This window comes from uncultured Negativicoccus sp. (assembly GCF_902480485.1).
Taxonomy (GTDB): Bacteria; Bacillota; Negativicutes; order Veillonellales; family Negativicoccaceae; genus Negativicoccus; species Negativicoccus succinicivorans.
Genome location: NZ_CABSTC010000012.1, coordinates 1 through 25,444 on the forward strand (window position 1 = coordinate 1; position 25,444 = coordinate 25,444).

At 52.6% G+C, this 25,444-nt stretch carries 32 protein-coding genes and 1 other annotated feature; of the genes, 1 reads left to right on the forward strand and 31 read right to left on the reverse strand.

The genetic code is table 11. From position 1 onward, the window contains the following. Positions 1-161: 161 nt before the first annotated feature. From RDN69_RS01695 to RDN69_RS01725, 7 genes are all read right to left on the reverse strand, one after another. Positions 162-890, reverse strand: coding sequence for an HAD family hydrolase (locus RDN69_RS01695; RefSeq protein ID WP_273259368.1), 729 nt, complete (start codon positions 888-890; stop codon positions 162-164). A gap of 169 nt (positions 891-1,059) precedes the next feature. Further along, positions 1,060-1,491, reverse strand: coding sequence for a HutP family protein (locus RDN69_RS01700; RefSeq protein WP_273259369.1), 432 nt, complete (start codon positions 1,489-1,491; stop codon positions 1,060-1,062). 7 nt (positions 1,492-1,498) lie between these two features. Continuing rightward, positions 1,499-3,406, reverse strand: a complete 1,908-nt coding sequence (gene thrS, locus RDN69_RS01705; RefSeq protein WP_273259370.1) for a threonine--tRNA ligase — start codon at positions 3,404-3,406, stop codon at positions 1,499-1,501. Positions 3,407-3,444: 38 nt separating this feature from the next. Continuing rightward, positions 3,445-3,650 (reverse strand) — a binding site (T-box leader). 29 nt (positions 3,651-3,679) lie between these two features. Next, positions 3,680-4,405 (reverse strand): coenzyme F420-0:L-glutamate ligase, encoded by a 726-nt coding sequence (locus RDN69_RS01710; RefSeq protein WP_024048769.1) that lies wholly within the window; start codon positions 4,403-4,405, stop codon positions 3,680-3,682. Beyond that, the gene (locus tag RDN69_RS01715) at positions 4,405-5,001 is read right to left on the reverse strand and encodes a hypothetical protein (RefSeq protein WP_273259371.1); all 597 of its coding nucleotides are present in this window, start codon (positions 4,999-5,001) and stop codon (positions 4,405-4,407) included. Before RDN69_RS01715 ends, RDN69_RS01710 begins: the two co-directional genes overlap by 1 nt. 7 nt (positions 5,002-5,008) lie before the next feature. Further along, positions 5,009-5,752, reverse strand: coding sequence for a glutamate racemase (gene murI / locus RDN69_RS01720; protein WP_273259372.1), 744 nt, complete (start codon positions 5,750-5,752; stop codon positions 5,009-5,011). Further along, positions 5,749-6,168 carry a thioesterase family protein gene (locus RDN69_RS01725; RefSeq protein ID WP_273259373.1) on the reverse strand — a complete coding sequence of 140 codons (420 nt, stop codon included), beginning with the start codon at positions 6,166-6,168 and terminating at the stop codon, positions 5,749-5,751. Before RDN69_RS01725 ends, murI begins: the two co-directional genes overlap by 4 nt. Positions 6,169-6,233: 65 nt before the next feature. Between RDN69_RS01725 and RDN69_RS01730 the strand changes: the two genes are divergently transcribed. After that, on the forward strand, positions 6,234-6,494 hold the full coding sequence (locus RDN69_RS01730; protein WP_273259374.1) for a hypothetical protein: 261 nt from the start codon (positions 6,234-6,236) through the stop codon (positions 6,492-6,494). Between the two features lie 70 nt (positions 6,495-6,564). On the opposite strand, the gene RDN69_RS01735 is transcribed toward RDN69_RS01730, so the two are convergent. The 24 genes from RDN69_RS01735 to RDN69_RS01850 form a co-directional block, all read right to left on the reverse strand. Continuing rightward, positions 6,565-6,894, reverse strand: a complete 330-nt coding sequence (locus RDN69_RS01735) for a YkvA family protein (protein WP_034436883.1) — start codon at positions 6,892-6,894, stop codon at positions 6,565-6,567. 15 nt (positions 6,895-6,909) lie between these two features. After that, positions 6,910-7,146 (reverse strand): hypothetical protein, encoded by a 237-nt coding sequence (locus tag RDN69_RS01740; RefSeq protein WP_034436884.1) that lies wholly within the window; start codon positions 7,144-7,146, stop codon positions 6,910-6,912. An 89-nt stretch (positions 7,147-7,235) separates the two neighbouring features. Further along, complete coding sequence (locus RDN69_RS01745; RefSeq protein ID WP_288218170.1) at positions 7,236-8,384, reverse strand: hypothetical protein; 1,149 nt, start codon at positions 8,382-8,384, stop codon at positions 7,236-7,238. A gap of 181 nt (positions 8,385-8,565) precedes the next feature. Beyond that, positions 8,566-9,288, reverse strand: coding sequence for an SDR family NAD(P)-dependent oxidoreductase (locus tag RDN69_RS01750; protein ID WP_273259376.1), 723 nt, complete (start codon positions 9,286-9,288; stop codon positions 8,566-8,568). Continuing rightward, positions 9,285-10,058, reverse strand: a complete 774-nt coding sequence (locus RDN69_RS01755; protein ID WP_024048264.1) for a TSUP family transporter — start codon at positions 10,056-10,058, stop codon at positions 9,285-9,287. The genes RDN69_RS01750 and RDN69_RS01755 overlap by 4 nt, the downstream gene beginning before the upstream one ends. 3 nt (positions 10,059-10,061) lie before the next feature. After that, a complete protein-coding gene (locus RDN69_RS01760; RefSeq protein ID WP_273259377.1) occupies positions 10,062-11,372 on the reverse strand; it encodes a divergent polysaccharide deacetylase family protein in 1,311 nt (436 codons plus the stop codon). A gap of 131 nt (positions 11,373-11,503) precedes the next feature. Further along, positions 11,504-12,091, reverse strand: coding sequence for an orotate phosphoribosyltransferase (gene pyrE / locus RDN69_RS01765; RefSeq protein WP_024049086.1), 588 nt, complete (start codon positions 12,089-12,091; stop codon positions 11,504-11,506). Continuing rightward, on the reverse strand, positions 12,088-12,804 hold the full coding sequence (pyrF, locus tag RDN69_RS01770; RefSeq protein ID WP_024049085.1) for an orotidine-5'-phosphate decarboxylase: 717 nt from the start codon (positions 12,802-12,804) through the stop codon (positions 12,088-12,090). Before pyrF ends, pyrE begins: the two co-directional genes overlap by 4 nt. Positions 12,805-13,320: 516 nt before the next feature. Next, positions 13,321-13,644, reverse strand: coding sequence for a hypothetical protein (locus RDN69_RS01775; protein WP_024049084.1), 324 nt, complete (start codon positions 13,642-13,644; stop codon positions 13,321-13,323). Position 13,645: 1 nt separating this feature from the next. Next, a complete protein-coding gene (locus RDN69_RS01780; protein WP_024049083.1) occupies positions 13,646-14,587 on the reverse strand; it encodes a hypothetical protein in 942 nt (313 codons plus the stop codon). A gap of 8 nt (positions 14,588-14,595) precedes the next feature. Continuing rightward, positions 14,596-15,543, reverse strand: a complete 948-nt coding sequence (locus RDN69_RS01785; RefSeq protein WP_024049082.1) for a phosphodiester glycosidase family protein — start codon at positions 15,541-15,543, stop codon at positions 14,596-14,598. Between the two features lie 8 nt (positions 15,544-15,551). Further along, entirely contained in the window at positions 15,552-16,382 is an 831-nt protein-coding gene (locus RDN69_RS01790) for a polysaccharide deacetylase family protein (RefSeq protein WP_024049081.1), read from the reverse strand. A gap of 175 nt (positions 16,383-16,557) precedes the next feature. Further along, on the reverse strand, positions 16,558-16,986 hold the full coding sequence (locus RDN69_RS01795; protein ID WP_024049080.1) for a F0F1 ATP synthase subunit epsilon: 429 nt from the start codon (positions 16,984-16,986) through the stop codon (positions 16,558-16,560). Positions 16,987-16,989: 3 nt separating this feature from the next. Then, positions 16,990-18,411 carry a F0F1 ATP synthase subunit beta gene (gene atpD, locus RDN69_RS01800; RefSeq protein WP_024049079.1) on the reverse strand — a complete coding sequence of 474 codons (1,422 nt, stop codon included), beginning with the start codon at positions 18,409-18,411 and terminating at the stop codon, positions 16,990-16,992. Positions 18,412-18,443: 32 nt separating this feature from the next. Beyond that, on the reverse strand, positions 18,444-19,310 hold the full coding sequence (atpG, locus tag RDN69_RS01805) for an ATP synthase F1 subunit gamma (protein WP_273259378.1): 867 nt from the start codon (positions 19,308-19,310) through the stop codon (positions 18,444-18,446). Between the two features lie 4 nt (positions 19,311-19,314). Further along, positions 19,315-20,850: a F0F1 ATP synthase subunit alpha gene (atpA, locus tag RDN69_RS01810; RefSeq protein ID WP_034436902.1), complete on the reverse strand. Its 1,536-nt coding sequence runs from the start codon at positions 20,848-20,850 to the stop codon at positions 19,315-19,317. After that, positions 20,847-21,419, reverse strand: coding sequence for a F0F1 ATP synthase subunit delta (locus RDN69_RS01815; protein ID WP_034436905.1), 573 nt, complete (start codon positions 21,417-21,419; stop codon positions 20,847-20,849). The genes atpA and RDN69_RS01815 overlap by 4 nt, the downstream gene beginning before the upstream one ends. 1 nt (position 21,420) lies before the next feature. Continuing rightward, positions 21,421-21,915 carry a F0F1 ATP synthase subunit B gene (atpF, locus tag RDN69_RS01820; RefSeq protein ID WP_024049075.1) on the reverse strand — a complete coding sequence of 165 codons (495 nt, stop codon included), beginning with the start codon at positions 21,913-21,915 and terminating at the stop codon, positions 21,421-21,423. 33 nt (positions 21,916-21,948) lie between these two features. Then, on the reverse strand, positions 21,949-22,209 hold the full coding sequence (gene atpE, locus RDN69_RS01825) for an ATP synthase F0 subunit C (RefSeq protein WP_024049074.1): 261 nt from the start codon (positions 22,207-22,209) through the stop codon (positions 21,949-21,951). Between the two features lie 53 nt (positions 22,210-22,262). Continuing rightward, positions 22,263-22,940 carry a F0F1 ATP synthase subunit A gene (gene atpB, locus RDN69_RS01830; protein ID WP_075939154.1) on the reverse strand — a complete coding sequence of 226 codons (678 nt, stop codon included), beginning with the start codon at positions 22,938-22,940 and terminating at the stop codon, positions 22,263-22,265. A 28-nt stretch (positions 22,941-22,968) separates the two neighbouring features. Further along, a complete protein-coding gene (locus tag RDN69_RS01835; RefSeq protein ID WP_273259379.1) occupies positions 22,969-23,358 on the reverse strand; it encodes an ATP synthase subunit I in 390 nt (129 codons plus the stop codon). Beyond that, on the reverse strand, positions 23,355-23,564 hold the full coding sequence (locus tag RDN69_RS01840; protein ID WP_024049071.1) for an AtpZ/AtpI family protein: 210 nt from the start codon (positions 23,562-23,564) through the stop codon (positions 23,355-23,357). Before RDN69_RS01840 ends, RDN69_RS01835 begins: the two co-directional genes overlap by 4 nt. A gap of 61 nt (positions 23,565-23,625) precedes the next feature. Next, on the reverse strand, positions 23,626-24,783 hold the full coding sequence (wecB, locus tag RDN69_RS01845) for a non-hydrolyzing UDP-N-acetylglucosamine 2-epimerase (RefSeq protein WP_024049070.1): 1,158 nt from the start codon (positions 24,781-24,783) through the stop codon (positions 23,626-23,628). Between the two features lie 10 nt (positions 24,784-24,793). Further along, on the reverse strand, positions 24,794-25,444 hold a 651-nt coding region (locus RDN69_RS01850; RefSeq protein WP_288218171.1), incomplete at its 5' end, for an MraY family glycosyltransferase.

Genomic DNA, 25,444 nt, shown 5'->3' on the forward strand with positions numbered 1-25,444 from the left:
GAAAAGCGACGCCGATCACCGGCCAACGACTGCCCGAATTGTCCGACTCATCTTCATATATCGGATCACCTACTACCGATAATATCTGTTTTGGAAAAACGGGATTGGCAGTCGTCCCGCGATGCTCTTCCGTCATTTCCGGTTCCCCATTCTGATTCATGCTATTCTCCTTTGCTCGCTGCCGGGCGCATAGGCGGCTCTTCCGTGTCCGCTTCATCTAACAACTGTTGAAATGCATCCGCCGGGATTAATTCCGGCAACGCCCGCCACGGTTCATACCCTTGCAATTTTTCCAAACTGCGTGAACCGGTAGCGACCGCAATGGTATACGCGCCGATTTTTTTGCCGCATTGAATATCGTGCTCCGTATCACCGATGATAAATATTTTTTCCAGCTCCGCACCCCACTTGGACCGCGCCAACGCACCGGCGCGCCGCGCGACATCAATACGATTGAAATCATCGCCGGCGAAGCCGCTGTAATCGAAATCAAAGTAGCTCGCCAAACCGTAATGGGTGAGCTTGAGTTCCGCGCCGCGGCGACTATTGCCCGTCAAAAGCAACTGATCATAATCGGGCAGGCCGCTGAAGTACGCCAGCAGCTCCTTGACATACGGTAGCACTTTGCCTTTTGTTTCTTGCATATATCGCAGCAGCGTCTCTTCGTATTGACGGCTGAATTGATGCACATCGTCAAGCGTCGGTTCTTTTTGCAGCGCGTGCCGCAAAATTTCACGGCAAATAAAGTTGTCCGTGCGTCCCCCCGCATCGAATCGCGGCAATGTCGCATCCGGTCCCATCATTTCCGTCAACGTATGCTCAATCGCAAGAAAGCCGGCATGGCCGGTATACACAAGCGTCTGGTCAATATCCCAAAAAAGTACGTTCATGCCGTTCCTCCCTAGCGATTGGCGCTGTTACGGAAAAATAATATCTTATTTATTATAGCATAATCAAATACCATCAGCGCCTGTGACGCGGCGAAAAATGAAGGTGTACAATACGCTTCAAAAACGGTGGCAGCAAAAAGAGACATGCCTTGGCATGTCTCTTTTGTTTTCAGATATTGTCATAGACGGCGCGATGCGCGATACCCGCCACCACTTCGTTAAAGTGCAACACACCGATCGTGCCGTAAATCGCGACAACGAGATGATCGCCTTTGCGGGCGATGGCGATTTTGCCGCCGATATTTTGGCCGAGCGCTTTCATTTTAATCGCCTCGACCGCCGACTGGACTGCGCCGACGACTGCCCCTTCACCGACGTGGGTATCGGAAACAACCCCCGTGCGCTGGGCGGCTACCACCGCATGCTCAATTAGTTTGGGCAAAATGGTGAGAAACACGCCGCCAAAATCCACCGCCGCCGTTTTGAAACCGGCTTCGGCATATTCTTTACGTAATGTGGTTTCTTCCGCGCGTGAGGACGTGAGCGCCAACTTCATGGCCGCACGGCCGACGTCGCTGCTGGAGTATTCATGGGTACTCATATGCGCCTCAGTCTTGCCGTTCGCGAACCGCTTTCTGCAAGTCCGCGATGAAATCTTGCAGCGCCACATCGTTGGTCTCTTCGCCCGCGCGGTTGCGGATGGAAATCGACTGCGCTTCCACTTCTTTATCGCCCAGGATCAACATGTACGGTACTTTTTCCAACTGCGCGCCGCGGATTTTATAACCGAGTTTTTCGTTGCGTTCATCCGCCTGCGCCCGCAATCCCGCCTGATTGAGTTGACGAGCTACTTCGTTGGCGTATTCCAGATGACGTTCCGCGACCGGAATGACTTTCACCTGTACCGGCGCGAGCCAGACCGGGAATTTACCGGCGTAGTGTTCAATTAAAATGCCGATGAAGCGTTCGATACTTCCGAAACCGGCGCGGTGAATCATGACCGGACGATGTTTTTCGCCATCTTCGCCGATATACGTCATGTCAAAACGTTCCGGCATCTGCATATCCAACTGGATCGTGCCGCACTGCCAGGTACGTCCGAGCGAGTCTTGAATGTGGAAGTCCAGTTTCGGTCCGTAGAACGCGCCGTCGCCGGGGTTGATCTTGTACGATACGCCCGCGGATTCGATCGCGTCATGCAAAACGGTCGTCGCCAGTTCCCACAGATCATCATCGCCCATCGAATCTTCCGGACGCGTGGAGAGTTCCACATGGTATTCCAAACCGAAAGCGGAGTAAATCCGATCAAAAAGTTCGAGTACTTTCAGTACTTCTTCTTTCATCTGGCTCGGCAAAATGAACAAATGCGCATCGTCCTGCGTGAAGCAGCGAACGCGGAACAGACCGTGCAACGCGCCGCTCATTTCATGACGATGAACCAAGCCGAGCTCGGCGACCCGCAACGGGAAATCGCGGTAGCTCTTCGGCGAATCCTTGTAGTACAGGATACCGCCCGGGCAGTTCATCGGTTTGATCGCGTAATCTTCTTCATCAATCTGCGTGAAGTACATGTTGTCACGGTAATGATCCCAGTGACCGGAGCGCACCCACAGATCGCGATTCAAAATCACCGGAGTGGAAATTTCATCGTAGCCGTATTCGTGATGCAGCTCCCGCCAAAAGGCCAGCAGCTCGTTGCGCAAAACCATTCCTTTCGGATGGAAAAACGGGAAGCCCGGGCCTTCCGGCTGGAAGCTGAACAAATCAAGTTCTTTGCCCAATTTACGATGATCACGGCGTTCCGCTTCCGCCAACACGAACAGGTAGTGATCCAATTCTTCCTGGCTGCCGAAGGCGGTACCGTAGACACGCTGCAGCATTTTATTTTTTTCATCGCCGCGCCAGTAGGCGCCCGCGACGCTCATCAGTTTGAACGCTTTGACCTTGCCGGTCGAAACGACGTGCGGGCCCGCGCAAAGGTCGGTAAATTCGCCCTGCGTGTAGAAGGTAATGGTTTCGTCCGCCGGCAGATCGCGGATCAGTTCTTCTTTATAAATTTCTCCCTCGGCTTTGAAATGTTCCATCGCCGCGTCGCGTTTCATCACTTCGCGCACGAGTTTGTAGTTTTCCTTCACGATCTTTTTCATTTCTTTTTCGATCGCGGGGAAATCTTCCGGCGAGAACACATGCTCGGTGTCCATGTCGTAGTAAAAGCCGTTATCAATCGCCGGTCCGATCGCGAGTTTCGTATCCGGCCACAGACGCAAAATCGCCTGCGCCATAATATGCGCCGCCGTATGACGGATCGCGTGCAGGCCTTCGGGGCTCGCGCCGTCAAAAAATTCGACTTGAGCGCCGTCGACGACCGGACGCGATAAGTCCGTCAACTCGCCGTCGACTTTTGCGACGACCATTTTTTTCGCCATGCTGTTGCTGATCGCTTTCGCGACATCCAGCCAGCTGCTTTCGTTTGCTACCTCGCGTACGCTGCCGTCCGCCAAGTGGATTTTTGCCATAGTATCTGCTCCTTTTGCAATAAAAAAACTTTCGCCCCAAATGGGACGAAAGTTAATTCGCGGTTCCACCCAAGTTAATCCGTACGGATTCTCTCGATCGTGATAACGGGTCTGCCCGGCCGTTCATTTCCGAACGGCGACTCCAAGGCGGTAACAATCACTGTGGTAACGAGCGCTTGCAGCCGTGACGCTCTTCTCTTGAGTTACCTGGCAATGACGGTCATGTCCTTTTCGTGGTCATTGAAATCTTTTGATATTGTCAGTATTGTACGTCTATTTCTGTGATTTGTCAAGCGGCGGCAATGGCGGCGGTAATGTATCGGTGAACGAATCTTGCGGAAGTGTCGGACGTGCTTTGCCGCCGGAGTAGTTTTGAATGACGACAATCGGTGTTTTTTGGCTGGCGTTGCCGAACGGATTATCAATCAAAAGTTGCGCGATTTCCTGCGCGTCGATGCCTTTGCTCGTGCCCAGTACCGCGCTTCTTTTCAAATCATTCACATCCGCAATCACGGCGCCGTGGCAACCGAGGCGGTCAGCGATTTCATCGCAAACCTCATCCGTTTCATCCGGACCGTACACGATGCATTTGTCAAACGGAGGCATCGTTCCCGTGACATCGTCAACCAGGGACGCCTGCCGGCAGTGCGCATACCATACGCCGCGTTTGCCGAACAGTTTCGCGATAAAGCCGACGATGAACCAAAAAAGCATGCGCCATTCGCCTTCCGCGTTCATCGCGGCCTGCATACCGTAAATCGTCGACATCGAACCTTCCGCCGGCACAAAGCGATTCATCAGTCGCGCCTGCCAGGAAACTTTCAAATCTTCCGGACGTACATAGCGGCCCTGCGTGATCGCGACTACGCTTTCCGCCACGCACACCACATCATGCGGCCCGATCAAAAAATGTCCGTACTCATATACGGCATCGACAATGTCGTCCGCCGCCGTCAAAATACGCGTCGGGATCGGGATGAGTTTCATCTGTTCGTTCATCAGCGTACCCCTTTCTCCTGCAACAGCGCCTGGCGCAAATGCGTGCCGGAAACAAGGAAGCGGGTGCGTTCATAACGGGCATCGCTGCGTCCGTACACGTAGTAAAGTACATCGATCGGAAATTCTCCAAGATCACCGATGGCGGTAGCGATCGGACCCTCCAATGAACGTAAAGTAACGACAATGGTCAAGAGAGCGTCTTTTTTACGCGGCACAAGGTACGCTTCCCAATATCCATCATCGCGAGGTTCATCCGCTCGCGATAAGCAGGCGTCGACGCGTAATGACGGATACTGTTCTCGCGGCAAGTAGGCGCGCGGAAAGCAATCCATCACGGTCCCCTGTTGACGACCGATATTGCGCAATGCCGCTTCGATCGTAAACGTCACTTCCGTCGGCGTCACCTTCGTAACGACCAGCGGCGGCTGCGGAACGGCGCGACGATAGCCTTTGCGTTCACCGCGACGCGCGCCGGGGAAGAACACCTTCCACTTCGCATCGCCCTGCCGCGCCACATGCAGCGCCGCCAGCAGCTGCACGACGGCGATAATAACAAGAACGGCAATAATTACATTTAATAAATAATAGCCCCACATTTTTGCTTCACTCCTCGATCGTCACTTGACGGGCCGTGGCGTTCGGTCCGAATAAGCGGAAAACCCACATGGCCGCACAGCCTTCCTGCGTAAATGTATACTCCGTTCGACCGTCACCTTGCGACTGCTCGCCCAACGCGTGACGAGCCGCTTTCGCTGTCGCCTGCGCCGGGTCGATGAATCGACACGCCGGCGCCAGCTCCTGCCAATCTTTTAGGACCAGCGGATAATGCGTGCAGCCGAGAATCGCCGCGTCACATTCAGAAAGCAACGAACGGCATTCTTCCAGCAGCTGTTCGATCTCTTCACGGCGATAGTGTTCAATGGCCGAGGCCAAGCCGGGACAGGCGTGCGTCACCACATCCACCGCCGGATAACGTTCGGCTAACGATTGTTGGTACGTTCCCTTGGCGATCGTCGCCGGCGTCGCCAACACAGCCACGCGTTTTTCCGTAGGTAACAACGCCACGTCCGTCTGCATGCCGATCACCGGTATGGGCAGCTCGTGTCGCAGCAAATCCAGCGCCTGTACCGTAATCGTATTGCAAGCTACCACCAGCCCCGTAACTCCATGTGCCAACAGCCATTTACCCAGCTGCAGTGCGTACTTTTTAATTTCCTCCGGCGATCGTGTGCCGTAGGGATTGCGCGCGGTATCGCCCAGGTAGAAAAAATCCGCCTGCGGCATCGCCTGACGCAGCTCTTTCAATACGGAAAGTCCGCCTACACCGGAATCAATAACGCCGATCATTCGGAATCTCCCGGCTCCATCATCGCCCGCAAACGATCATAGTATTTCATCGGCAGGCGCAAAATTTTGCCGGTTTGTACCGACGTAAAGGTGCCTTTCGTCTTGCCCGTGACGATCAACGTGCCGTCTTTCGGACGCACGATTTCATACGCGAAGATAATTTGCGCCCGCGTCAGCTTGATGAGTTTCGCATGAACTTCAAGCTCATCATCATAATACGATGAATGGTGGTAATCGACTTCCACATGTAAAATCGGAAAAACGATTTCATCACGCATCATGTCGCCGAGCGGAATTCCCGCCTGACGAAAAAATTCCACACGCGCGGCTTCAAACCACAAAATATAATTGGCATGGTGTGTGACCTGCATGCCGTCCGTGTGATAAAAACGTACCCGTACGGGGTAGGAAAACATAATCATCATCCTTTATTTCATATTCACATTCATAATACTATTTATTGTAGTCTCGCGCCCGCGTAATGTCAAAGCGGCTTGCCGTTTTGACGGCGCTTGCGTATACTAAAAACAAAAACGAGGAACTTGCCATGATCATTATTTGCCCGTATTGCAAAAAAGAGCTAACCCTGTTTCAAAGCCAGGTAGAACGTCGACGCGGACGCATTCGCTGCGTCGGTTGCAGCGCCGTGATCCCCTATGATCTCGATCGCGGTCAAAAACGCCGACGCACGTTACCCGGTCTGCCACCGCTCGCGCCGCGCGAACCTGAAAAAACGCAGTAACTTTATCCGACCGTCGGCCGGCATGTACCGACAAAACAAAAAGCGCTTACCCAAGGGTAAGCGCTTTTTCTCAACCCGGAAAAAATTTTTTGGCCTTCATCACATGTTCCGGTTGGATATATTTATCGGCAATTTTCATTGCCCCGGCGACAACCGCCGCATCATCCAACCAGCCGATGCCCGCAATAAAATCCGGTAAGAGGTCGCCCGGCGTAATCATATACCCCAGCGCCCCTAAGATGGCAAGGCGTACAAAATTCGGCGTCCGCGAGTCACGCAAACAATAAAACAAGACAACCGCCTGACGTAAGAATCCCGCTCGCCGGCCTAACGTTCCGAAATAGCCCAAAAACTTTTTGGCTGAATACGCACGGAATAAGAGTTTGAACAATCTTCCCATAAAGATGTTCCCTCCTTACTTCGTGGCTTCGTGAATTTCCTGTTTAACCTTTTCCGCCGCGTCTTCAACGCTTTGTTTGGCGTCGGCATAAGCGCCTTTTGCTTTCGCGCCGTATTCGTCCGCTTTCGCTTTGGCTTTATCGGCCAATTCGCCGCCGTCCGGCTCCGCTTTTTCCGCTTCGTATCTGGCTTTGGCCGCCAGTTCTTCCACTTTTGCTTCGGCTTTCATTTTCATGTTATCCAAGTCGCTCATCAGAGTTCCTCCCCCCGGGCCGTGCCCGTTTCAAAATAGATTCCGATTATTTCTTTGCTTTGCCTTCTGCACGCGATCTGCCGCGGCAATTATTTTTGATCTTTCTGTTCTTTTTTGATTTCTTCCGTACGAGCCTCGACTTTGTCCTTGAATGTCTCCGCCTTATCGGCTGCTTCTTCTTTCGCTTCTGCGGCCTTCTCTTTCGCTTCCTCCGCTTTTTCCTGCACGCGGTCCTTTAATTCTTCCGCTTTATCGGCCGCATCTTCTTTCGCTTCCGCGGCTTTCTCTTTGGCTTCGGCCGCTTTTTCCTGCACGCGGTCTTTTAATTCCGCCACTTTATCTTCGGCTTTAGCCTGCCAATCCACGGATTTTTCTTTCACTTCATCCGCTTTTTGTTGGGCTTGATCTTTCAGTAATTCCGCACGCAATTTGGCATCGGCACTAGCTTCATTAACGCGTTCTTTAAGTTCGACCGCTAATTCTCCCGCCGTGTCTTTAGTCACTTCAAAGATGCCTTTTGCCAACGCTTTTTTATCGTCAATCTGCGCCTGCGATACACCGAAAGTCAACAGTAATTCCGTCAACGCTTTGTCGGCCGTGCCCAAGAATTTGTGTACTTTGGCCTGACCGGCATAGTCTTCCATAAAGTCTTGCGTTTCGTCGCCCAACGGCTCGTCTTTTTTGACATCGTTGGCGATTTCTTCCACTTTTTCCCGACCTTCCTGTTTCAGGTCTTCAAATTTTTCCACATACGGTTTGATATCGAGCGGCAAGCCGTCTTTAATCCACGACTGCGCCACACGACCAACACCGTAGGTGACGGAAACGGCGACCGGCAAACCGACTCCCGGAATCGGAATCATCATCGCGGCGATAGAGCCGACGACACGCGCGCCGAACGCGCCGAGAAAACTCATAATGGTACGATCCGAAAGATTGACATCGTACACTTTCGCCAGTCGGCTGATCATATATACTTCATTGGCCATCAAAGCGATTCCGCCCAAAAACGGCGTCATCGAAATGACACCCGCGCGCGCGGCGCCCCAGCGGATTAAATTTTCCGCTTCCAGGTCGCGTTCATCATGAACGACCGGCGCTTCCGGCGCCACCGGTTTCGTTTCCACTTGCGGTGCCGGGACATGCGCCCCTAATTTTTCCACGTCTTCCTGCGCTTGCGCCGTCGGACGAATGTCTTCATGCTCCGGATTCTTAATTTTTCGTTTGTCTTTTGACATATGATTCACCCCTTCGCAAAAATAATTCTTCTGTCTTTATTGTACCACAATTGCCGCTAAGTGACCCCAAAGGCCACTAAAAAAACACAGTTTAATACGATACTAATGAATGTATACCGCGTTTTTTCAAAGACCGTTTTTATGCCTGTTACTCATCAGCAAGCAACGCTCGTTCGCTGCCTTACCATGCAGTGAGACCACCGTCCACCGGAATGCCCGCGCCGGTGATGAAGGATGCGCTCGGCGACAGTAAAAAAGCAATCACTTCCGCGACTTCGTCTGCCGTCGCGATCCGTTGCAAAGGATACTGCGCCGCCATCTCCGCGCGATCCGTCGGCGTTTGCCATTGCGCTTGGGTTAACGGCGTCTCGGTATCACCAGGTAAAACCGCATTCACCCGTACCCCGTAAACCGCCATTTCGAGACTCCAAGAACGCGTAAAAGCAAGCACTGCTCCCTTAGTGGCCGCATAAAGCGAAGCGGCGATATTCCCGTTGACCGCAGCGTCGGAGGCTACCGTAACGACCGCGCCGCGCGTCTCACGTAAGTAGGGAGTCGCCGCGCGGCAGCAACGAATCGTGCCGTAAACGTTCGTGGCGAAAAGTTCCGCCAGTGTGGCTTCCGTTTCCTCACTTAAAAGTGCTTCATGATAAATACCGGCGCTGGTGACCAATCCGCCGATCGGACCGTACTGCGCCGCTTGCGCAAAAATGGTTTCCGCCGCGCTCGGCTCGGCCACATCTCCCTGCAAAAATCGGGCGGCCGGAACTTGCGCCAAGGCGGCCGCGCCGCGTTCGGGATCACGTCCTACTAAAAGAGGAAGAAAGCCTGATGCATCCAAAATTTTCGCCGTAGCAAGCCCGATGCCCGACGTCCCGCCGGTGATTACAATACTTTGCTTCATGCGCCCCAGTACCCCCATGCAAGCTTGATGATCAACGCACCGACAATCAGCAGAAACAGCAATCGCACAAAGCCGCTGCCGCGCACCATTGCCGTGCGCGCGCCGGCATATCCGCCGGCCACCATGCCCAACGCCATCGCCAAACCGTAACCGAAATGCACCTGTCCCCACAACAGGAAGAATACTAAACTGCCGCAATTGCTGGCCGCATTCAGGCAACGACTGTTGCCCGCCGCCTGGACAAAATCAAAACCCATGGCGACAAACGCCATCATCATAAACGATCCGGTACCCGGACCGATAAAGCCGTCATAAAAAGCGCAGCCCGCCGCTGTCAGCATCGCCGCCAGCCAAACATTACGACTCCGACCGCGATACGTAGATTGGCCGCCCCAGTCCTTTTTAAAAAGAACGACCAGCGCGACGATCACCAAGGCGCCGATAATCACCGGTTCAAAGGCGAACGAGGCGATTTGCATAATGACATACGAACCGAGCATCGAGCTTAGAAAAGCCAGCGGTAATAAATATACCACCAGCTTTTTTTCGACCATGCCCCGCCGCCAAAACGTGGTGCTTGAGGTCAAAACTCCCGCGATCGCGGCCAGTTTGTTCGTTCCGAGCGCCACCGTCGGCGGAAGACCCGTCAGCAACATGACCGGCAGCGAGATCAACCCGCCGCCGCCGACCACGCTGTCAATGAAGGCGGAAATAAAGCCCGCCGCGATTAATGCCAATAAAAGCAAAATATCCGTGGAAAACGATTCCATCCGTTACCCTACCAATTGCGAAACATAAACCAATTCAATGCCTTGCGCTTCCAGCTCCGGGACCATTTGACGCACCGCTTCCGCCGTATTCGGGCGGCAGTGTCCGATCACCAACGCCGATCCGTCGCGTTGCGCCATGGCGGCCGCTTGCCGCAAACGTTCACAAATGGCCGCGACGCTACTGTCATTATCGATAAATAATTCGTTTCTGCGCGTCGCGATCCCCATTTCACCCGCCAACGAACTGCCGATCGAATCGGCTGAGGTGGCGCTGTCGACATAAAAGAGGCCGCGATCTCTGAGAATTTGCAATACGGGCAACATAGCACCGCGGTCGGCGGTAAATTTTGAACCTTGGTGGTTGTTGACACCGACCGCTCCCGGTACTTGTGCCAGCGCCGCTTTGGTACGACCGGCAATATCCGTTACCGACATCGTGGTCAACAGAGTGCCCGCTTCCATACCGCTGCCGGAAACAGGCTCCATCGGCAGATGCAACATGATTTCAAAGCCCTGCTCTGCCGCTTGCGCTGCCGCCGCACTCGTATTCGCCATGTTCGGCATGATAGCCAGCGAAAACGGCCGGCCGATGGATGCGTATACCGCCTGCGCGTCCAGATTGGTACCCGCATCGTCAATCAGGATCGCCAGTTTCGCCGTCTTGCCGGCGACCGGTGTCGCCTTTGGTGTTTCCGGCGGCGCGGTGGCCTGCGGTGCTTCCGTACCGGCGGCCTGCGTTGCTTTGACCGGATACACATATAGATGCGCGATAATCATCGCAATTTCATCCTGTTTCGGACTATCTTTCAGCGTCACTTCATACCGTTCGACGGCATCTTCGTGCCAGGTATCTTCATGCGCTTCGCTGAGCGTTACTTTTCCCGCCGTATCGGGCAAGGCATCGATGAGTTTCGGTAAATCCAGCGGTCGGCTCGGTGTGACGACCAAGTTGCGCGCCGACCAGTGAATACGGCCGCCGGTTTCTTCCCATTTCACTTCTTTTTTGACCGGCGTTTCCCCTTCCACTTTCGCGCCTTCGGCTTCCAATTTCGCCACCAGACGTGTCGCCAAATTGTCGATGGCCGGACGATAATCGGCAGTGCTTTGCGTGACTTGCGGTTTCTGCGGCAACGGTTTGGCCTTTTCCTCCGCTGCCCGATTCGAGTCATGCATGCCGAAATACCACCACGCCCCGCAAGCGACGGCGATAAACAGCAATACCACCCACAGGGAAAAACCGAGGCGGCGTTGCGTAAGCGATCCCTTCGGATGACTTCGGCCCGCGGGACGCCGTCCTTTTCTTTGTTGTGCCATAGTCAGCTCCATTTCCTTGCACTAACCCTCTTTTATCTCTTCTTAGCCCTATTGTAACTGCGAAAACAAAACGCTGCAATAAAAAAAGCCCTTGCGATCGCAAAGGCTTTCCGCAAAGCGGATTTTTCCGGTTATGCTTTTAAATGTTTGCTGCCGCGTTCCGTCAACGGTGTTCCTTCTTGGCAAAGCGGGCAATCTTCCGGCGCGTACGTCTGCACGTCCAGTTTTAAAAGCGCCTGAACTTTTTCATTCGGCACGCCGAAATCTGCGCGACCGCCCGACCGATCGACCAATAAGCCTACGCCGACTATCTCCGCGCCCGCCGCCTTGACCACGTCGACGACTTCACGCACCGAGCCTCCGGTCGTCACGATATCTTCGACAATCAGCACGCGTTCCCCCGGCGCGAGCTTGAAACCGCGACGCAACGTCATCTTGCCGTTTTCGCGTTCCGTAAAAATCGCCCGCGTGCCGAGCGCCTTGCCGACTTCATGCGCGAGGAGAATACCGCCCGTCATCGGTCCCAAAACCGTATCCACTTTTTGATCCGCGAACCGCGCCGCGAGTTCTTTACACAACGCTTCCGTATACCGAGGCTGTTGCAGCACGTTAAACTTTTCGACATATAGCGGGCTGTGCAATCCCGATGTCAGTAAAAAATGTCCTTCCAAAATGGCTTTTGTTTCCACTAATAATTGACGTACTTCCTGTTCGTTCATTTGCTTTCCTCCATCTCGGCAATAATTGTTTGCGCCGCCGCTTTGGGATCATCCGCTTTCGTAATCGGTCGGCCGATGACCAGGTACGAAGAACCAGCCGCCAGCGCATCTTTCGGTGTCATAATGCGTTCCTGATCATCCAGCGACGCAAATGCGGGACGAATGCCCGGTGTCACCAACAGAAAATCCGGTCCGAGTAAAGCGCGCAAACGGGCCGCTTCCTGCGGCGAGCAGACCACCCCATCAAGCCCCGCTGCCTGCGCCAATAACGCGAGCTTTTCCACATGCGTGACGATCGGCACCGTACCGCCGATTTCCTCCCACCCGGTTTCGGAAAAACTCGTCAGGGCCGTAATGCCCACCAGACGCGGGCGTTCGATACCGAGTTCCGCCGCCGTTATTGCGGCAGAACGAGCCGCCGCCTGCATCATTTCCCGGCCGCCCTGCGTATGCACGCTTATTAAATCCGCTCCTAAGCGTGTTAACGCCGCCACCGCCTGCGCGACAGTATTCGGTATATCATGCAGTTTTAAATCCAAAAATACATGTTTTTTATGCGTTTTTAAGTAATCCAGAGGCAAGGTTCCCGCACTGTAGAAAAGTTCCATCCCGACTTTGTAAAAAGATACCGACTCGCCCAACGTATCGACAAGTGTCTTCATCTCCGCCGGTGACTTCACGTCTAAAGCGGTAATCAAACGCGATCTGCTCATCCTGCCTCCATCATATCCTAAAATAAAAAACTTCTCCCGCCGGGAGAAGTCATCCAAAACAATTTATTCTTACATTGCCGCCGCTGTCCTTTCCGGTCTCCCGTACCGGATTAAAAGACAAGTTTGGGCAAAAAAAGAGGTCGCGGTAGCGACCTGCTCGGATCAGAACTGAATACCGAAGTAATTCAGAGCCATCATAACTAAAGTTCCCATTGCGCATGTCCTTTCTTTGCTAACCATGGTACCTATCACTAGGCTCCGTTACCACTGTAAATCATTGTTGTGCAATGGCCTTTAGGATCTCTTCTAAAGGTTAGCTAAAGTATAAAACACGCAATGCAGAATTGCAAGTCTTTTTTACAAAAAACAGAGCTTTTTTTTACGCCTTTTATAAACAGTCCCTCACCATATGCCACAAGGCTCGGAAGTATTTTTCAAAAAAGGCTCCCAATGGGCGCTTCAGCCCATTATAAAAAAGTTAAACACAAAGTTTTTCATAACTTCCAGTAAATTTTTTCAGGTTCGATTTTGATGTTTTTTCGGCGCGGTGACGAGCACAATATTGCGTCCGTCACGACGCGCTTCGATCGAAAAATCGACGATTTCGTCTTTGTAGTAGTCAAGCTTGACTTCCAGCAACAATTTGCCCAGACGCTCTTCGAGTTCGGGTGTCAAAAAGCCGCGGTGAAACGAGTCGGTGGTTGTCGATTGCCTTGTCGTCGCGCGAGTGTTTGCCTGTGTTTGGGACGATCTTGTCGCCGTCGTCCGTTTAGCATCGACACCCGCGGCACGCAGCATGTCCGCATCGGTTCTGTCCTTCGGAATTTTATATTTCGCCATGTTACTCCTTCTTCTTCGTTGGTTGATCGTTGGCGGTCATGCCTTCGCCTTCCCGCTGCTGAGCGTAGTTGATCGTGACCTGCGAAAACGGTACCGGTTCGGTGAGTTTGGCGATGGTCGTGAAGCCGACGCCCAAGTACCCGCGCGCCAATTCAACGGCGTTTCCTTTGGAATCCACTTTCGCCGCATAAATGGCTTTACTTTGGTCGACGCCGATCAAACGATAAAAGCCCGGCGGAGAAATCGTGCGCCAGGAGCTGTCGCTGCCGTTAAATGCGTACATGATACCTTCATCGGCATCATCATAAAAGAATACGTCTTCGTCATAAAACACGCCGATCCGACCGATATTTTCCGCTTGGACATAAATGCGGCGCGTATCGTAGTTCGCGTCGGTACGGTAAATGCGGTAGCGTTCATCGGCCACTTTCATTTTCATGTACACGGCATTGGTCGCGGTCGAGTACGCCATCGACGTGACTTTCGATCCGGCCGGTACATTTTCAATCGGCGTGTCCAGTTCATGATCGGGCGTTTCCGGATTGTACTGCGCGATGATAATGTCATCGGTCCCTCTCGCGTCGGGATCAAAGAGCGCCATTAAGATCAGGTTCCGATCCGGCAACCATTCAAAGAATGATACTTCGCGCTTTTTCAGATCGATCACCTGCGTATTTTGTTTATCCTGCGCATCATAGACGGTCACGGATGTCGGCGTGACCATCGCCATGTAACGACGATCATGCGAATAGTACCGGGAACCGCTGCCTTCCACTTGTCCGAACCGATCCGAATCCGGCTGCTGTTTCTCTTCGGACATGCCGCTGACGTAAAAACCGGAGTCCGGCGCGAACAGGTATTGGTCCAAATAAAGATAGACTGCTCCCTGCAGCAAAATTCCGGCGGCAAACGCCACAAGCCATGTAGTACGAAGCGATTTCACAACATTCCTCATTTCACAATAAACGCGGTCGGAATCATCCGTTCGCCCAAAAGATCGGCCGGCTTATTCACGACTTTGCCATTTAAATACAGTGTGGAGCTCGAGCCGCCGTCCAAGTTGGCGGCAATGTAGGCGCCCTGTTCATACATGATATTTTGCACGTCCGCCAGCGACGCGCCGACGGAGTAGCCGACCTGGCGACCGTCAATGACGAGAAATAAAACGGTGCCGTCGCGACGTTGACCGATAGCGGTTCGCGGACCGATGCCCCAGCCGCCGTCACCGTGCGTAATCGTTTTCTGTCCGTTAACGACCAGCGGCGGTCCGAAAGTAATACCCTCGATCACGCCGAGCCGACGAAGCTCCGCTTTATTGTACGTGCCGGCAATCAGGTTGCCGCTATCGCTAAAGCCGATAAAATCGACTTCTTCATCATCATCGACCTTCTCGCCCAAAAGGTATTTGCCGTCATGCAAAATAAAACCGTAAGGCAAACGTCCCGTACCTGTGCCGTTGGGATCGTAAAAGCCACCGCCGTTGATCGCGGCCACCGCGTCATTATTACGGGCGATATTACTGGTCGTATCACCTTTTTCATTGATATCCGCGGCGGTAGCGACTTGGATTCGTTTCGGATTCGGGATCTCCAAAAGATACCCGACGAAACGATCCGATTCAATTTTTTGCAATTTCAGCGTTTTATCTTCACGCACTTTGAAGTTGAAAATATCCTGTTCCGGCACCGCCTGGACACGTCCCAAAATGCGGTCCAGTTCCTGCTGGTCAAACAGCCAGGTGATGTAGTGCGGATGGCGCGAGCGCACAATCGCGCCGACGACCGCCTGCTTCAAATTCGCAAACGGACCGAACAAAACGACAATCGGGCTTGTGATGACGAAAAACAGCAGCGTCACCAGCAGCCACCGTATGCCGATATGATTCCACCAATGTTTCATAGAGCTCCTTATAACGAACGGTACTGATCCGTGGTCAACCGTTCTTCAAAATGTTCCAAATCAACGCGATTACCGATCCAAATCCGACGGACGGTAAGCGGATCATCACCGACATGCACACGGCCCGGATCCATCGTCACCGCCAACGTAATGCCGTTCTCCTGTAAAATGCCAAGCAGCGTATTATTGTACAAACCGTACGGATAACAGAAGTACGTATTTTCAATGCCCAAATGCTCCGCCAACGCCTGTTGTGACAACGTGACCTCTTCCCGCTGCGTCTTGGCCGGAAGGTAAGTCGTCTGCGGATGCGAAAAAGTATGGTTCGCCACCGTCACGCCCGCAGCGTGCATTTCTTTGAGCTGTTCCCAAGTGACGCGACCGGATTTGCCGACATCATTGGTAACGACAAAAATCGTCCACGGAAAACCGAATTCTTTCATGAGCGGATACACGATTTCATAGTTATCGAGATAGCCGTCATCAAACGTAATGCAAACGGGTTTTTCCGGCAACGGCGTACCGTGACTGATATACTCATCCAATTGTTGCAATGAGATCGGATGGTAGCCGTTATCTTTTAAAAATTGCATTTGCGCTCGAAAATGATCCGGAGCCAGCACCGCGTCATTATTCGCAAGATCGGCAATCATATGGTACATCAAAACAGATACGCCGTTTTTCACCGGCTCCTCGGCCGGCGGAGCCGTTGCGGCCTTGACCGGCTCGGCGTCATGCGCCGTCGTGTTCGTAACAGGATCATGTTGGCAACCGGCCAGCAACATCATCGCCATCAGCATGGTAACGACCAGACCCCAGCGCCAAATCTTTTTTTGCATCGTATTCTCTCCCACTGCCCGCCGTGTCTATGTGCAGATAAAAGTTTACTTTTTACGGGCGAATGTAATTACTCCTTATTTTACTATACAGAGCGCCGCATTTCAAACCGCAACGCGACAGCCTTCCTATATAACGGCACAAAAAAAGAGCGTCTTTCAAGACGCTCTTTTTTGATCAACTTTTGAGTTTGGTCGCACCGGCGACTTGCAAACGAATCAATGCACGTTGCAAAGCCAATTCGGCACGCTCATAATCGATATTCTTATCCTTGGATTCCAAACGAGACAGCGCACGATCGCGCGCTTTGATCGCTCGTTCGATATCGATATAGTCCGCCGTTTCCGCCACTCGGGAAGTAATCGTAACCACGTTGTCTTTGACTTCCATGAAGCCGCCGAATACGGCGATTACAATTTCTTTACCGTCTTTTTTAATGCGGATCGGCCAAACCTTCAATGCCGCTACTAATGGGGCATGATCGCGCATGATCCCGAACTCACCGTCAAGTGCGCGTGCGACCACCAAATCGACGCCGTCTTCACTGAAAACAGTGCCGTCCGGCGTGATGATGTTGACGCGCATTCCCGCATCATTCGTGGCCATGGGTTATTCCCCTCTCAGCGTTTTTGCTTTTTCAATGGCTTCTTCGATGGTCCCTACCATGTAGAATGCGTTTTCCGGCAGATCGTCGTGACGACCTTCGAGAATTTCTTTGAAGCCGCGAATCGTATCCGCGAGCGCAACGTATTTACCCGGCGAGCCGGTGAATACTTCCGCTACGTGGAACGGTTGACTCAGGAAACGTTGAATTTTACGTGCCCGAGCAACGATCAGGCGGTCTTCGTCGGAAAGTTCTTCCATACCGAGAATGGCGATAATATCCTGCAATTCTTTGTAGCGCTGCAGAATTTCCTGGACGCCGCGAGCGACTTCGTAATGTTCCTGACCGATAATCAACGGATCCAAAATACGGCTGGTAGAATCCAACGGATCCACGGCCGGATAAATACCGAGCTCGGAAATCGCACGGGACAGAACCGTCGTCGCATCCAAGTGCGTAAATACGCCCGCCGGCGCCGGGTCAGTCAAGTCGTCGGCCGGTACATATACGGCCTGAACGGACGTGATCGAACCTTCTTTGGTTGACGTAATACGTTCCTGAAGTTCACCGATATCCGTTGCCAACGTCGGTTGGTAACCGACGGCGGAAGGCATACGGCCCAAGAGTGCGGATACTTCGGAACCGGCCTGAACGAAGCGGAAAATATTATCAATGAATAAGAGTACGTCCTGGTGTTCTTTATCACGGAAATACTCCGCCATTGTCAAACCGGTTAAACCGACACGCATACGTGCTCCCGGCGGTTCGTTCATCTGGCCGTAAACGAGTGCGGCCTTGCTGATAACGCCGGATTCTTTCATTTCGTTCCACAAGTCGTTGCCTTCACGTGTACGTTCGCCGACGCCCGAGAAAATCGAGTAGCCGCCGTGTTCGGTCGCAACGTTGTGGATCAATTCCATGATCAATACCGTCTTGCCGACGCCTGCGCCGCCGAACAAACCGATCTTACCGCCTTTTACGTACGGCGCGATCAAGTCGACGACTTTAATGCCGGTTTCCAAAATATCGGTCGACGGGGACTGATCTTCAAATTCCGGAGCCGGTCGATGAATCGGCCAATATTCTTTAGCCTGTACTTCTTCGTCTACTTTGTCGACAGTGCGACCCAAGACGTTAAAAATACGTCCCAAGACACCCTGGCCTACCGGTACCGAAATCGGTGCACCTGTGTCCACCGCTTTCGTGCCGCGGGTCAGACCGTCAGTCGAACTCATCGCAACGCAGCGGACGACGCCGTCGCCCAAGTGTTGCATAACTTCCGCCACAATATCAACGGGCACCTGACCGTTTTCATCTTTGATTTCAATCGCGTTGTAAACGGCCGGCAACTCTTGATCAGCACGGAAGGCAATGTCGACCACGGCACCAATGACCTGGATGACTTTTCCTTCTTGTAAATTGCTCATGAAGAGGGCTCTCCTCCTTAATTCGTTGTCTATTATTCGAGTGCATTCGCGCCACCGACGATTTCCGTAATTTCATTGGTAATCGCCGCTTGCCGCGCCTTGTTGTAGTGCAATGTCAAATCATCGATGAGATCGGACGCGTTGTCCGTCGCGCTCGTCATCGCTGCCATCCGCGCGCCCAATTCACTGGCGGCGGCTTGCAGAAGCGCATTGTAGATGATTACTTCCAAATATTGCGGCAACAGTACGGAAAACACTTCTTTTGCATCCGGCAGGAATTCGTAATCAAACTCGTCTGCCGGTAAATTCTCGTCCACTTCCGGACGAGCGATCGGAAGTACCGTTTGTGCCATCGGTTTTTGACGCAATGCGGAATAGAAATGTGTGTAAACGACAATCACTTCGTCGACTTCGCCGTCAATAAAGCGTTGCGCCACAAGTTTCGCCAATTCGCGCGCATGGTTATATGTCGGCCGATCCGAGAAACCTTCATACATATCGCGCAGTTCATAACCGCGATGTGCCAGGTATGTTTTCGGACGGCGACCTACGGTAACGACCTCATACGTTTCCGCAGCTTTGTCATGCACAATACCGGTAAATTCTTTCATCAGGTTCGAGGTGTAACCACCGGCCAGGCCTTTATCCGCACCGATTACGAGGTAAGCGGTACGTTGGACCTCACGTTCTTCCAAAAGCGGACTTTCCAAGCCTTCTTCGGTATTGGCTACAATATGCTGCAGCAGTTCCCGAATTTTATCCGCGTACGGACGGGTCCCTAACGCCTTTTCTTCGGCACGACGCAAGCGGGCGGCGGCAACCATCTTCATGGCTTTGGTGATCTGCTGAATGTTGGTTACGCTACGAATCCTACGTTTGATTTCGCGTGTGCTGGCCATTCAATCACCCCGCAACCGTATTACTGTTCCGCGCCGCCTTGAACCGTTCTTTATACTCTGCAATAGCTTGTTTCAGAGCTTCTTCTGTGGATTCTTCCAGTTTTTTCTTCGCGACGATGTCACGGCCGAGATCCGCATACGTGGTACGCAGGTAGTTAACCAAACCGTGTTCGAACGGAACGACTTCGTCCACTTCGAGATCATCCAGGAAACCGTTAACCGCGGCGAAGATCACCATAACCTGTTCTTCCACCGGATACGGTGTGTACTGCGGCTGTTTGAGGACCTCCGTCATGCGCTGACCGCGATCGATCTGCGCTTTGGTAGCGGCATCCAAGTCCGAACCGAACTGCGCAAAAGCGGCGAGTTCGCGGAACTGTGCCAAGTCCAAACGCAAGGTACCGGCGACCTGTTTCATCGCCTTAATCTGCGCGGAACCACCGACACGGGATACCGAAAGACCGACGTTGACCGCCGGACGAACGCCCGAGTAGAAAAGTTCCGTTTCCAGGAAAATCTGACCGTCGGTAATAGAAATGACGTTGGTCGGAATGTACGCACCGACGTCGCCCGCGAGCGTTTCAATGATCGGCAACGCGGTAATCGAACCGCCGCCCATATCATCGGAAAGTTTCGCCGCGCGTTCCAAGAGACGGGAGTGTAAGTAGAATACGTCGCCCGGATACGCTTCACGTCCCGGCGGACGACGCAGCAAGAGCGACATCGCACGGTACGCAACCGCGTGTTTGGACAAGTCATCATATACGCACAGTACGGCTTTGCCCTGGTACATGAAGTGTTCCGCCATGGCAACACCCGCGTACGGAGCAATATACTGCATCGGCGAACCTTCCGATGCGCCGGCGTGAACGATGATCGTGTAATCCATCGCACCCGCTTCCGTCAGTTTATCGACAAGACGAGCGACCGTCGAGTTCTTCTGACCGATGGAAACGTAAATACAAATAACATCCTGTCCCTTTTGGTTCAAGATGGTATCAATCGCTACCGCGGTTTTACCGGTACTGCGGTCGCCGATGATCAACTCACGCTGACCACGTCCGATCGGAACCATCGAGTCGATGGATTTAATACCGGTCTGTAACGGTTCATTAACCGACTGCCGATCAGCAATACCCGGCGCAGGAAATTCCACACGACGGTGGTCAGCAGCGGGAATATCCCCTTTGCCGTCCAACGGTTGACCGAGCGCGTTGACAACGCGACCGATCATCGCTTCACCTACCGGCACCTGCATAACGCGGCCGGTCCGTTTGACCGTGTCACCTTCTTTAATCGTTTCATAGTTGCCCAGCAATACGGCACCGACGTTCGACTCTTCCAAGTTGAGCGCCATCCCGTATACGCCGTTCGGCAACTCAAGCAGCTCACCGGCCATACACTTGTCAATACCATAGATATGTGCGATACCGTCGCCCACTTCCAATACCGAGCCTACTTCATCGACATTGAGGTCTGCTGTGTAATTTTCGATTTGCTGTTTAATCACCGATGTAATTTCATCCGGTTTAATTTTCATATTGCGTTAGTCACCTCAATCCCATGTTTTTCCGATAGTAGGGTCGTCTTCATTTCGTGTAACTGTCGTTTTAAAGACCCGTCAATTCGCCGATCGCCGATCGTCACGATCATGCCGCCCAAAATCGACGGATCGATCGTTTTCTCCAGATAAATTTCTTTTCCGGTCAATTCGTTCAGCTCGCGAATCAAGCGCGTTTCTTCTTCGTCAGTCAAGTCCACCGCCAAACGCACCTGCGCTTCGGCAATGTTGCGTTCGACATGCGACAACTCCAGATAGACATCAATAATATCCGGCAGGAGCGCAATTCGGCCGCGGTCAATGACAACACCCAGAAATCGTACGACCATCGGATTCAGATGTTGCGTAAAAATCCGTTCTACGACTTCCTTTTTTGCCTCGCGGGAGATCAACAGATTGCGCAAAAAGTCCGCTAATTCCGGATTTTGCTGCACAATCTCGCCGATTTGTGCGAGTTCCTGCTCAACTTCTTCCAATGTGCCGGTTTCCTTGGCCAAAGCCAAGAGCGCCGCCGCATATTTTTTGGCAAGTTCTCGGTTATTTTTCATCTTACCGACCTACTTGCTTTGTAGCCAACTTTTCGATGCAGTCATTAATCAGTTTACGATTCATATCCGCATCAAGGTTTTTGGCAATCAGCCGCTCAGCAATCGCTGTAGCGAGCTCTACCACCTCGGCACGCAAATTCTTCACAAGTTCCTCGCGTTCTTCCGCCAATTGACGGGTAGCGAGCGTTTTTTCCTGTTCGATTTGAGTGCGTACCGTATCCAGTTGCGCTTGGGCTTGTTGTTCCGCTTCCGCAACGGCTTTATTAACGATTTCCTGCGCTTGCGCGCGTGCCGATTCCAGTTGCGCCTGGTATTCCGCATGCAGTGCTTCCGCCTGTTTCCGGGCTTGTTCCGCGCCGCTTAAATCTGCAGCAATCCGAGCTTTACGTGCATCGAGAGTCCGCATCAGCGGACCGAAACCGAATTTTCCTATGATGGCAACGAGAACGAAAAAGTTGAGGATTTGGATAATCAAAGTAAGGTTAAATTCGACCAATGAAATTCCCTCCTCAAAACACTAGATGCCAAATTAGAGCAAGTCAACGAGCGGGTTGGCAAATACCAAAACGAGCGCAATAACCGACGAAATAATCGGAATCGATTCGATCAAGCCGATCGAGATCAGCAAGTTAACCATCAAACGTTGCGCCATTTCCGGCTGACGAGCCATGGCGTCCAATGCAGTCGTAGCCGCTTTCGCGTCAGAGAATGCCGCCGCAATCGAAGCGACGCAAGCGATCAAAGCTGCGCAAATCGCAGAAACAACAAGTACTAAAGCAGTAGATTCCATTATAGTTTCCTCCTAAAATAAAATTCCATTATGTACGTTTCGTACATGCTGAATTAATGGCCGCCCTCACCAATTGCACCGCCCAGGTATGCGGTCACGAGGATCGTAAAAATAAACGCCTGGATCAAACCGATGACTAACGAAACACCGATCCATAAGATAGGTACACCGACTGGCGCCAGATAGTTTAAAACTTCCAGCAAAATTTCCCCCGCCAAAATGTTGCCGAATAGACGCATTGCCAACGTAATCGGTTTTGCGATTTCTTCGATCAGGTTAATAAAAACGAACGGAGCGAAGGGTTTGAAGAAGTGTGCAAAATACTCTTTGAACCCTTTGTTTTTCACGTACAGTGCGTGCGTCGCCAGGGATGCTGCAATCGCCAGGCCCAATGTCGTATTGACGTCATTCGTGGGCGAGGTAATGAGGTGCGGCGTCGGTAACAACCCGATCTCGTTTCCGATGAAGATAAAGAAAAAGAGCGTTAACAGCATGTATACCGCTTTACGATAATCGGGCCCGAGAATGGAATAGAACTGATCGCTCAAATTCTCTACGATCATTTCCACTGCGTTTTGCACACCGGACGGTACCATTTCACGACTTCGCGTCGCCAACAATACCAAAATAAAAACCAGTGCGCCGGTCAGCCAGGTCATGTAAATCGTATCCATGTTAACGGCCATTCCCCAAAGATATTGCACATCATGTGTACCTGTGTGTAGATGCATAGCTTCACCCCCTTCCGCCAGGACATACTCACCTTTTTTTTATATGCTTGAAGTCGCCAAAAAACGTGACAAAGTAGTACACGAGTTTCAGCGACAGTAAGCCGCAAACCGTAGCCCCGAAATGGGCTAAATGGGTTTTTAAGACCACCAGCAAAAAGATGATGGCCACAAAGAAACGCCCTGCCGCGACATTGGTTAAGCTTTTCGCCATATCCAGATCATCGCGATCGCGTCGCTTAAACGCGATCAATGCAAGGTACGAAAAATACGCTATATTAAAGGCGCCGCCTATGATCCAACCGACGGCCCAATCCCCTTTACCGAACAGGAGAACGAGGACCGCCCCCGCGGCCATCAACGCTCCTTGCCAATGCATGCAGGCAAGCAGCCAACGAAAAAGTTCCCGACCGTCTGTCATTTGCGAATCATGTCACGAACTAACGTCAACAGACCTGCCAGCGCACCCGCCACGCCTCCGGCCAGTAAACCGAATGGAGCCGTGCCGATATATTTATCGAGAAGATACCCTAAATACAGGCCGAATAAAATCGTACAAAGCAGTGTCATACCGGCACCGGTAGCGATGGCTAACGCCCGCCGCCAATTAAATTCCTGTTCTTTCACCGGAGACCTCCTTGCCGTGCACATGAGGTTATAAGGGCCTGCACATGCAGTTATTATTCTATCATAATTCATTAGCGTTGGCTATAAATTCAGGCGGTTTTTTCGCCGTTTTACCATAAGCATACAAAAGCGCCTGCACAATTCGACCGGCCGCTTTACCGTCGCCGTACGGGTTGACGGAATTCGCCATCCGACGGTACAAATCATCATCGGTTAAAAGACGTTTCGCTTCCCGGTAGACATCTTCTTCCGCCGTGCCGACCAGGTTCACCGTACCGGCCGCTACCGCCTCGGGTCGTTCCGTGGTATCGCGCAACACGAGTACCGGTTTGCCTAAGCCCGGCGCTTCTTCCTGAATACCGCCGGAATCGGTCAAAATCAGATCGCTTTGCGCCATCAATTGCGCAAACGGTTCGTAATCCAACGGTTCGATCAAATGCACGTGCGGCACATCGCCAAGTTCCGCTCGGACGACTTCGCGCACCGCCGGATTTTTATGAACAGGAAATACCAGTTCCAAGTTCGGTACATCTTCCAGTATCCTCCGTAACGCGCGATATACGTCGCGCATCGGGGCGCCCAAATTTTCGCGCCGATGGGTGGTTACCAGAAGCGTACGCCGTGACGGGTCAAGCTTCACCGGCAGCGTATTCGGATCAAAAGGACGGCCGACTGTCTGCAAAAGCGCATCGATGACCGTGTTACCTGTCACGAAAATCGATTCTTCCTCGACATTTTCTCGCAGCAGATTCGCTTTTGTTTCCGGTGTCGGCGCAAAATGGTAACGCGCCAGCCGTCCGGTCAGGCGGCGGTTCATTTCTTCGGGAAACGGCGAGTAAATATCGCCCGTCCGTAAACCCGCTTCCACGTGCCCGACAGGAATCTGCTCATAAAATGCGGCGAGCGCGCCGGCAAAAGTTGTCGTCGTGTCGCCGTGAACCAAGACTACATCAGGACGTTCCTGTTGCAGACATGTCCGCAAGCCGAGCAACGCCCGGCTGGTGACGTCATATAAAGTTTGTCCCGGCGCCATGATATCCAAATCGTAATCCGGTGTAATCGCAAACAACCGCAACACCTGGTCGAGCATTTCGCGATGCTGCGCGGTCACGGTAACGCATACGGAAAACTCCGGATGCCGTGCGAGTTCGGAAACGACGGGAGCCATTTTGATGGCTTCCGGACGGGTACCGAAAATTGTCATTACTTTAATGGTCATAAAACGTTCCTCAGTGTTTTTCCGACGCGCACTTGCCGCCTGCAATCATGCCCAAGTAGCGTGCCCACCAAAGTCCCGCCGCCGTTACCACACCGACTACGACGACACCGAAAACAACATTTAAATGTACTACCAATAGTGCGATCATCCCCAGAAAAGCGGTAATCGCATACATCAATAAAACCACCTGCTTTTGCGATAAGCCGCTATCGAGCAGACGGTGATGCAAATGCCCGCGGTCCGGCGCGAAAATCGGCATGCCCGAAAGCTTGCGCCGCACGATCGCCAGCGCCGTATCCATAATCGGCAAGCCCAGCGCTATGACCGGCACAACCAAAGCGACGGTAGCCGCTGTTTTCATCACACCCATGATCGATACCGCGGCGAGCGTGTAGCCTAAGAACATGCTGCCCGTATCGCCCATGAAAATCTTCGCGGGGTTGAAATTGTACTGCAGAAAACCGATTGCCGCGCCCGCCATCGCGACCGTAATCGCCACGCTGTTCCATTGCCCCATTTGGTACGCGATCAGCGCCACGGAAACGGCGGCGATCGAACTTACGCCGGCTGCCAAGCCGTCTAAGCCGTCGATCAAATTCACCATATTGGTGAATCCCACCACCCACAAAATCGTGAGCGGTACGGAAATGAACGCGCTTAA

Bases quoted from the DNA above. Each gene is read 5' to 3' on its own strand.
- pyrE (WP_024049086.1), bottom strand. From the start codon at position 12,091: ATGAACGAACAGGAAGTACGTCAATTATTAGTGGAAACAAAAGCCATT.
- atpG (WP_273259378.1), bottom strand. From the start codon at position 19,310: ATGGCCAGCACACGCGAAATCAAACGTAGGATTCGTAGCGTAACCAAC.
- atpB (WP_075939154.1), bottom strand. From the start codon at position 22,940: ATGCATCTACACACAGGTACACATGATGTGCAATATCTTTGGGGAATG.
- RDN69_RS01735 (WP_034436883.1), bottom strand. From the start codon at position 6,894: ATGGGAAGATTGTTCAAACTCTTATTCCGTGCGTATTCAGCCAAAAAG.
- RDN69_RS01795 (WP_024049080.1), bottom strand. From the start codon at position 16,986: ATGGCCACGAATGATGCGGGAATGCGCGTCAACATCATCACGCCGGAC.
- pyrF (WP_024049085.1), bottom strand. From the start codon at position 12,804: ATGAGCAGATCGCGTTTGATTACCGCTTTAGACGTGAAGTCACCGGCG.
- atpA (WP_034436902.1), bottom strand. From the start codon at position 20,850: ATGAAAATTAAACCGGATGAAATTACATCGGTGATTAAACAGCAAATC.
- RDN69_RS01775 (WP_024049084.1), bottom strand. From the start codon at position 13,644: ATGGCGAAATATAAAATTCCGAAGGACAGAACCGATGCGGACATGCTG.
- RDN69_RS01785 (WP_024049082.1), bottom strand. From the start codon at position 15,543: ATGAAACATTGGTGGAATCATATCGGCATACGGTGGCTGCTGGTGACG.
- RDN69_RS01725 (WP_273259373.1), bottom strand. From the start codon at position 6,168: ATGTTTTCCTACCCCGTACGGGTACGTTTTTATCACACGGACGGCATG.
- RDN69_RS01760 (WP_273259377.1), bottom strand. From the start codon at position 11,372: ATGGCACAACAAAGAAAAGGACGGCGTCCCGCGGGCCGAAGTCATCCG.
- RDN69_RS01835 (WP_273259379.1), bottom strand. From the start codon at position 23,358: ATGACAGACGGTCGGGAACTTTTTCGTTGGCTGCTTGCCTGCATGCAT.
- atpE (WP_024049074.1), bottom strand. From the start codon at position 22,209: ATGGAATCTACTGCTTTAGTACTTGTTGTTTCTGCGATTTGCGCAGCT.
- RDN69_RS01745 (WP_288218170.1), bottom strand. From the start codon at position 8,384: ATGTCAAAAGACAAACGAAAAATTAAGAATCCGGAGCATGAAGACATT.
- RDN69_RS01740 (WP_034436884.1), bottom strand. From the start codon at position 7,146: ATGAGCGACTTGGATAACATGAAAATGAAAGCCGAAGCAAAAGTGGAA.
- RDN69_RS01710 (WP_024048769.1), bottom strand. From the start codon at position 4,405: ATGAACGAACAGATGAAACTCATCCCGATCCCGACGCGTATTTTGACG.
- RDN69_RS01715 (WP_273259371.1), bottom strand. From the start codon at position 5,001: ATGTGGGGCTATTATTTATTAAATGTAATTATTGCCGTTCTTGTTATT.
- RDN69_RS01815 (WP_034436905.1), bottom strand. From the start codon at position 21,419: ATGAAAAATAACCGAGAACTTGCCAAAAAATATGCGGCGGCGCTCTTG.
- RDN69_RS01730 (WP_273259374.1), top strand. From the start codon at position 6,234: ATGTCAAAGCGGCTTGCCGTTTTGACGGCGCTTGCGTATACTAAAAAC.
- RDN69_RS01790 (WP_024049081.1), bottom strand. From the start codon at position 16,382: ATGCAAAAAAAGATTTGGCGCTGGGGTCTGGTCGTTACCATGCTGATG.
- thrS (WP_273259370.1), bottom strand. From the start codon at position 3,406: ATGGCAAAAATCCACTTGGCGGACGGCAGCGTACGCGAGGTAGCAAAC.
- RDN69_RS01700 (WP_273259369.1), bottom strand. From the start codon at position 1,491: ATGAGTACCCATGAATACTCCAGCAGCGACGTCGGCCGTGCGGCCATG.
- RDN69_RS01755 (WP_024048264.1), bottom strand. From the start codon at position 10,058: ATGGAATCGTTTTCCACGGATATTTTGCTTTTATTGGCATTAATCGCG.
- atpD (WP_024049079.1), bottom strand. From the start codon at position 18,411: ATGAGCAATTTACAAGAAGGAAAAGTCATCCAGGTCATTGGTGCCGTG.
- murI (WP_273259372.1), bottom strand. From the start codon at position 5,752: ATGATCGGCGTTATTGATTCCGGTGTAGGCGGACTTTCCGTATTGAAA.
- RDN69_RS01750 (WP_273259376.1), bottom strand. From the start codon at position 9,288: ATGAAGCAAAGTATTGTAATCACCGGCGGGACGTCGGGCATCGGGCTT.
- RDN69_RS01695 (WP_273259368.1), bottom strand. From the start codon at position 890: ATGAACGTACTTTTTTGGGATATTGACCAGACGCTTGTGTATACCGGC.
- wecB (WP_024049070.1), bottom strand. From the start codon at position 24,783: ATGACCATTAAAGTAATGACAATTTTCGGTACCCGTCCGGAAGCCATC.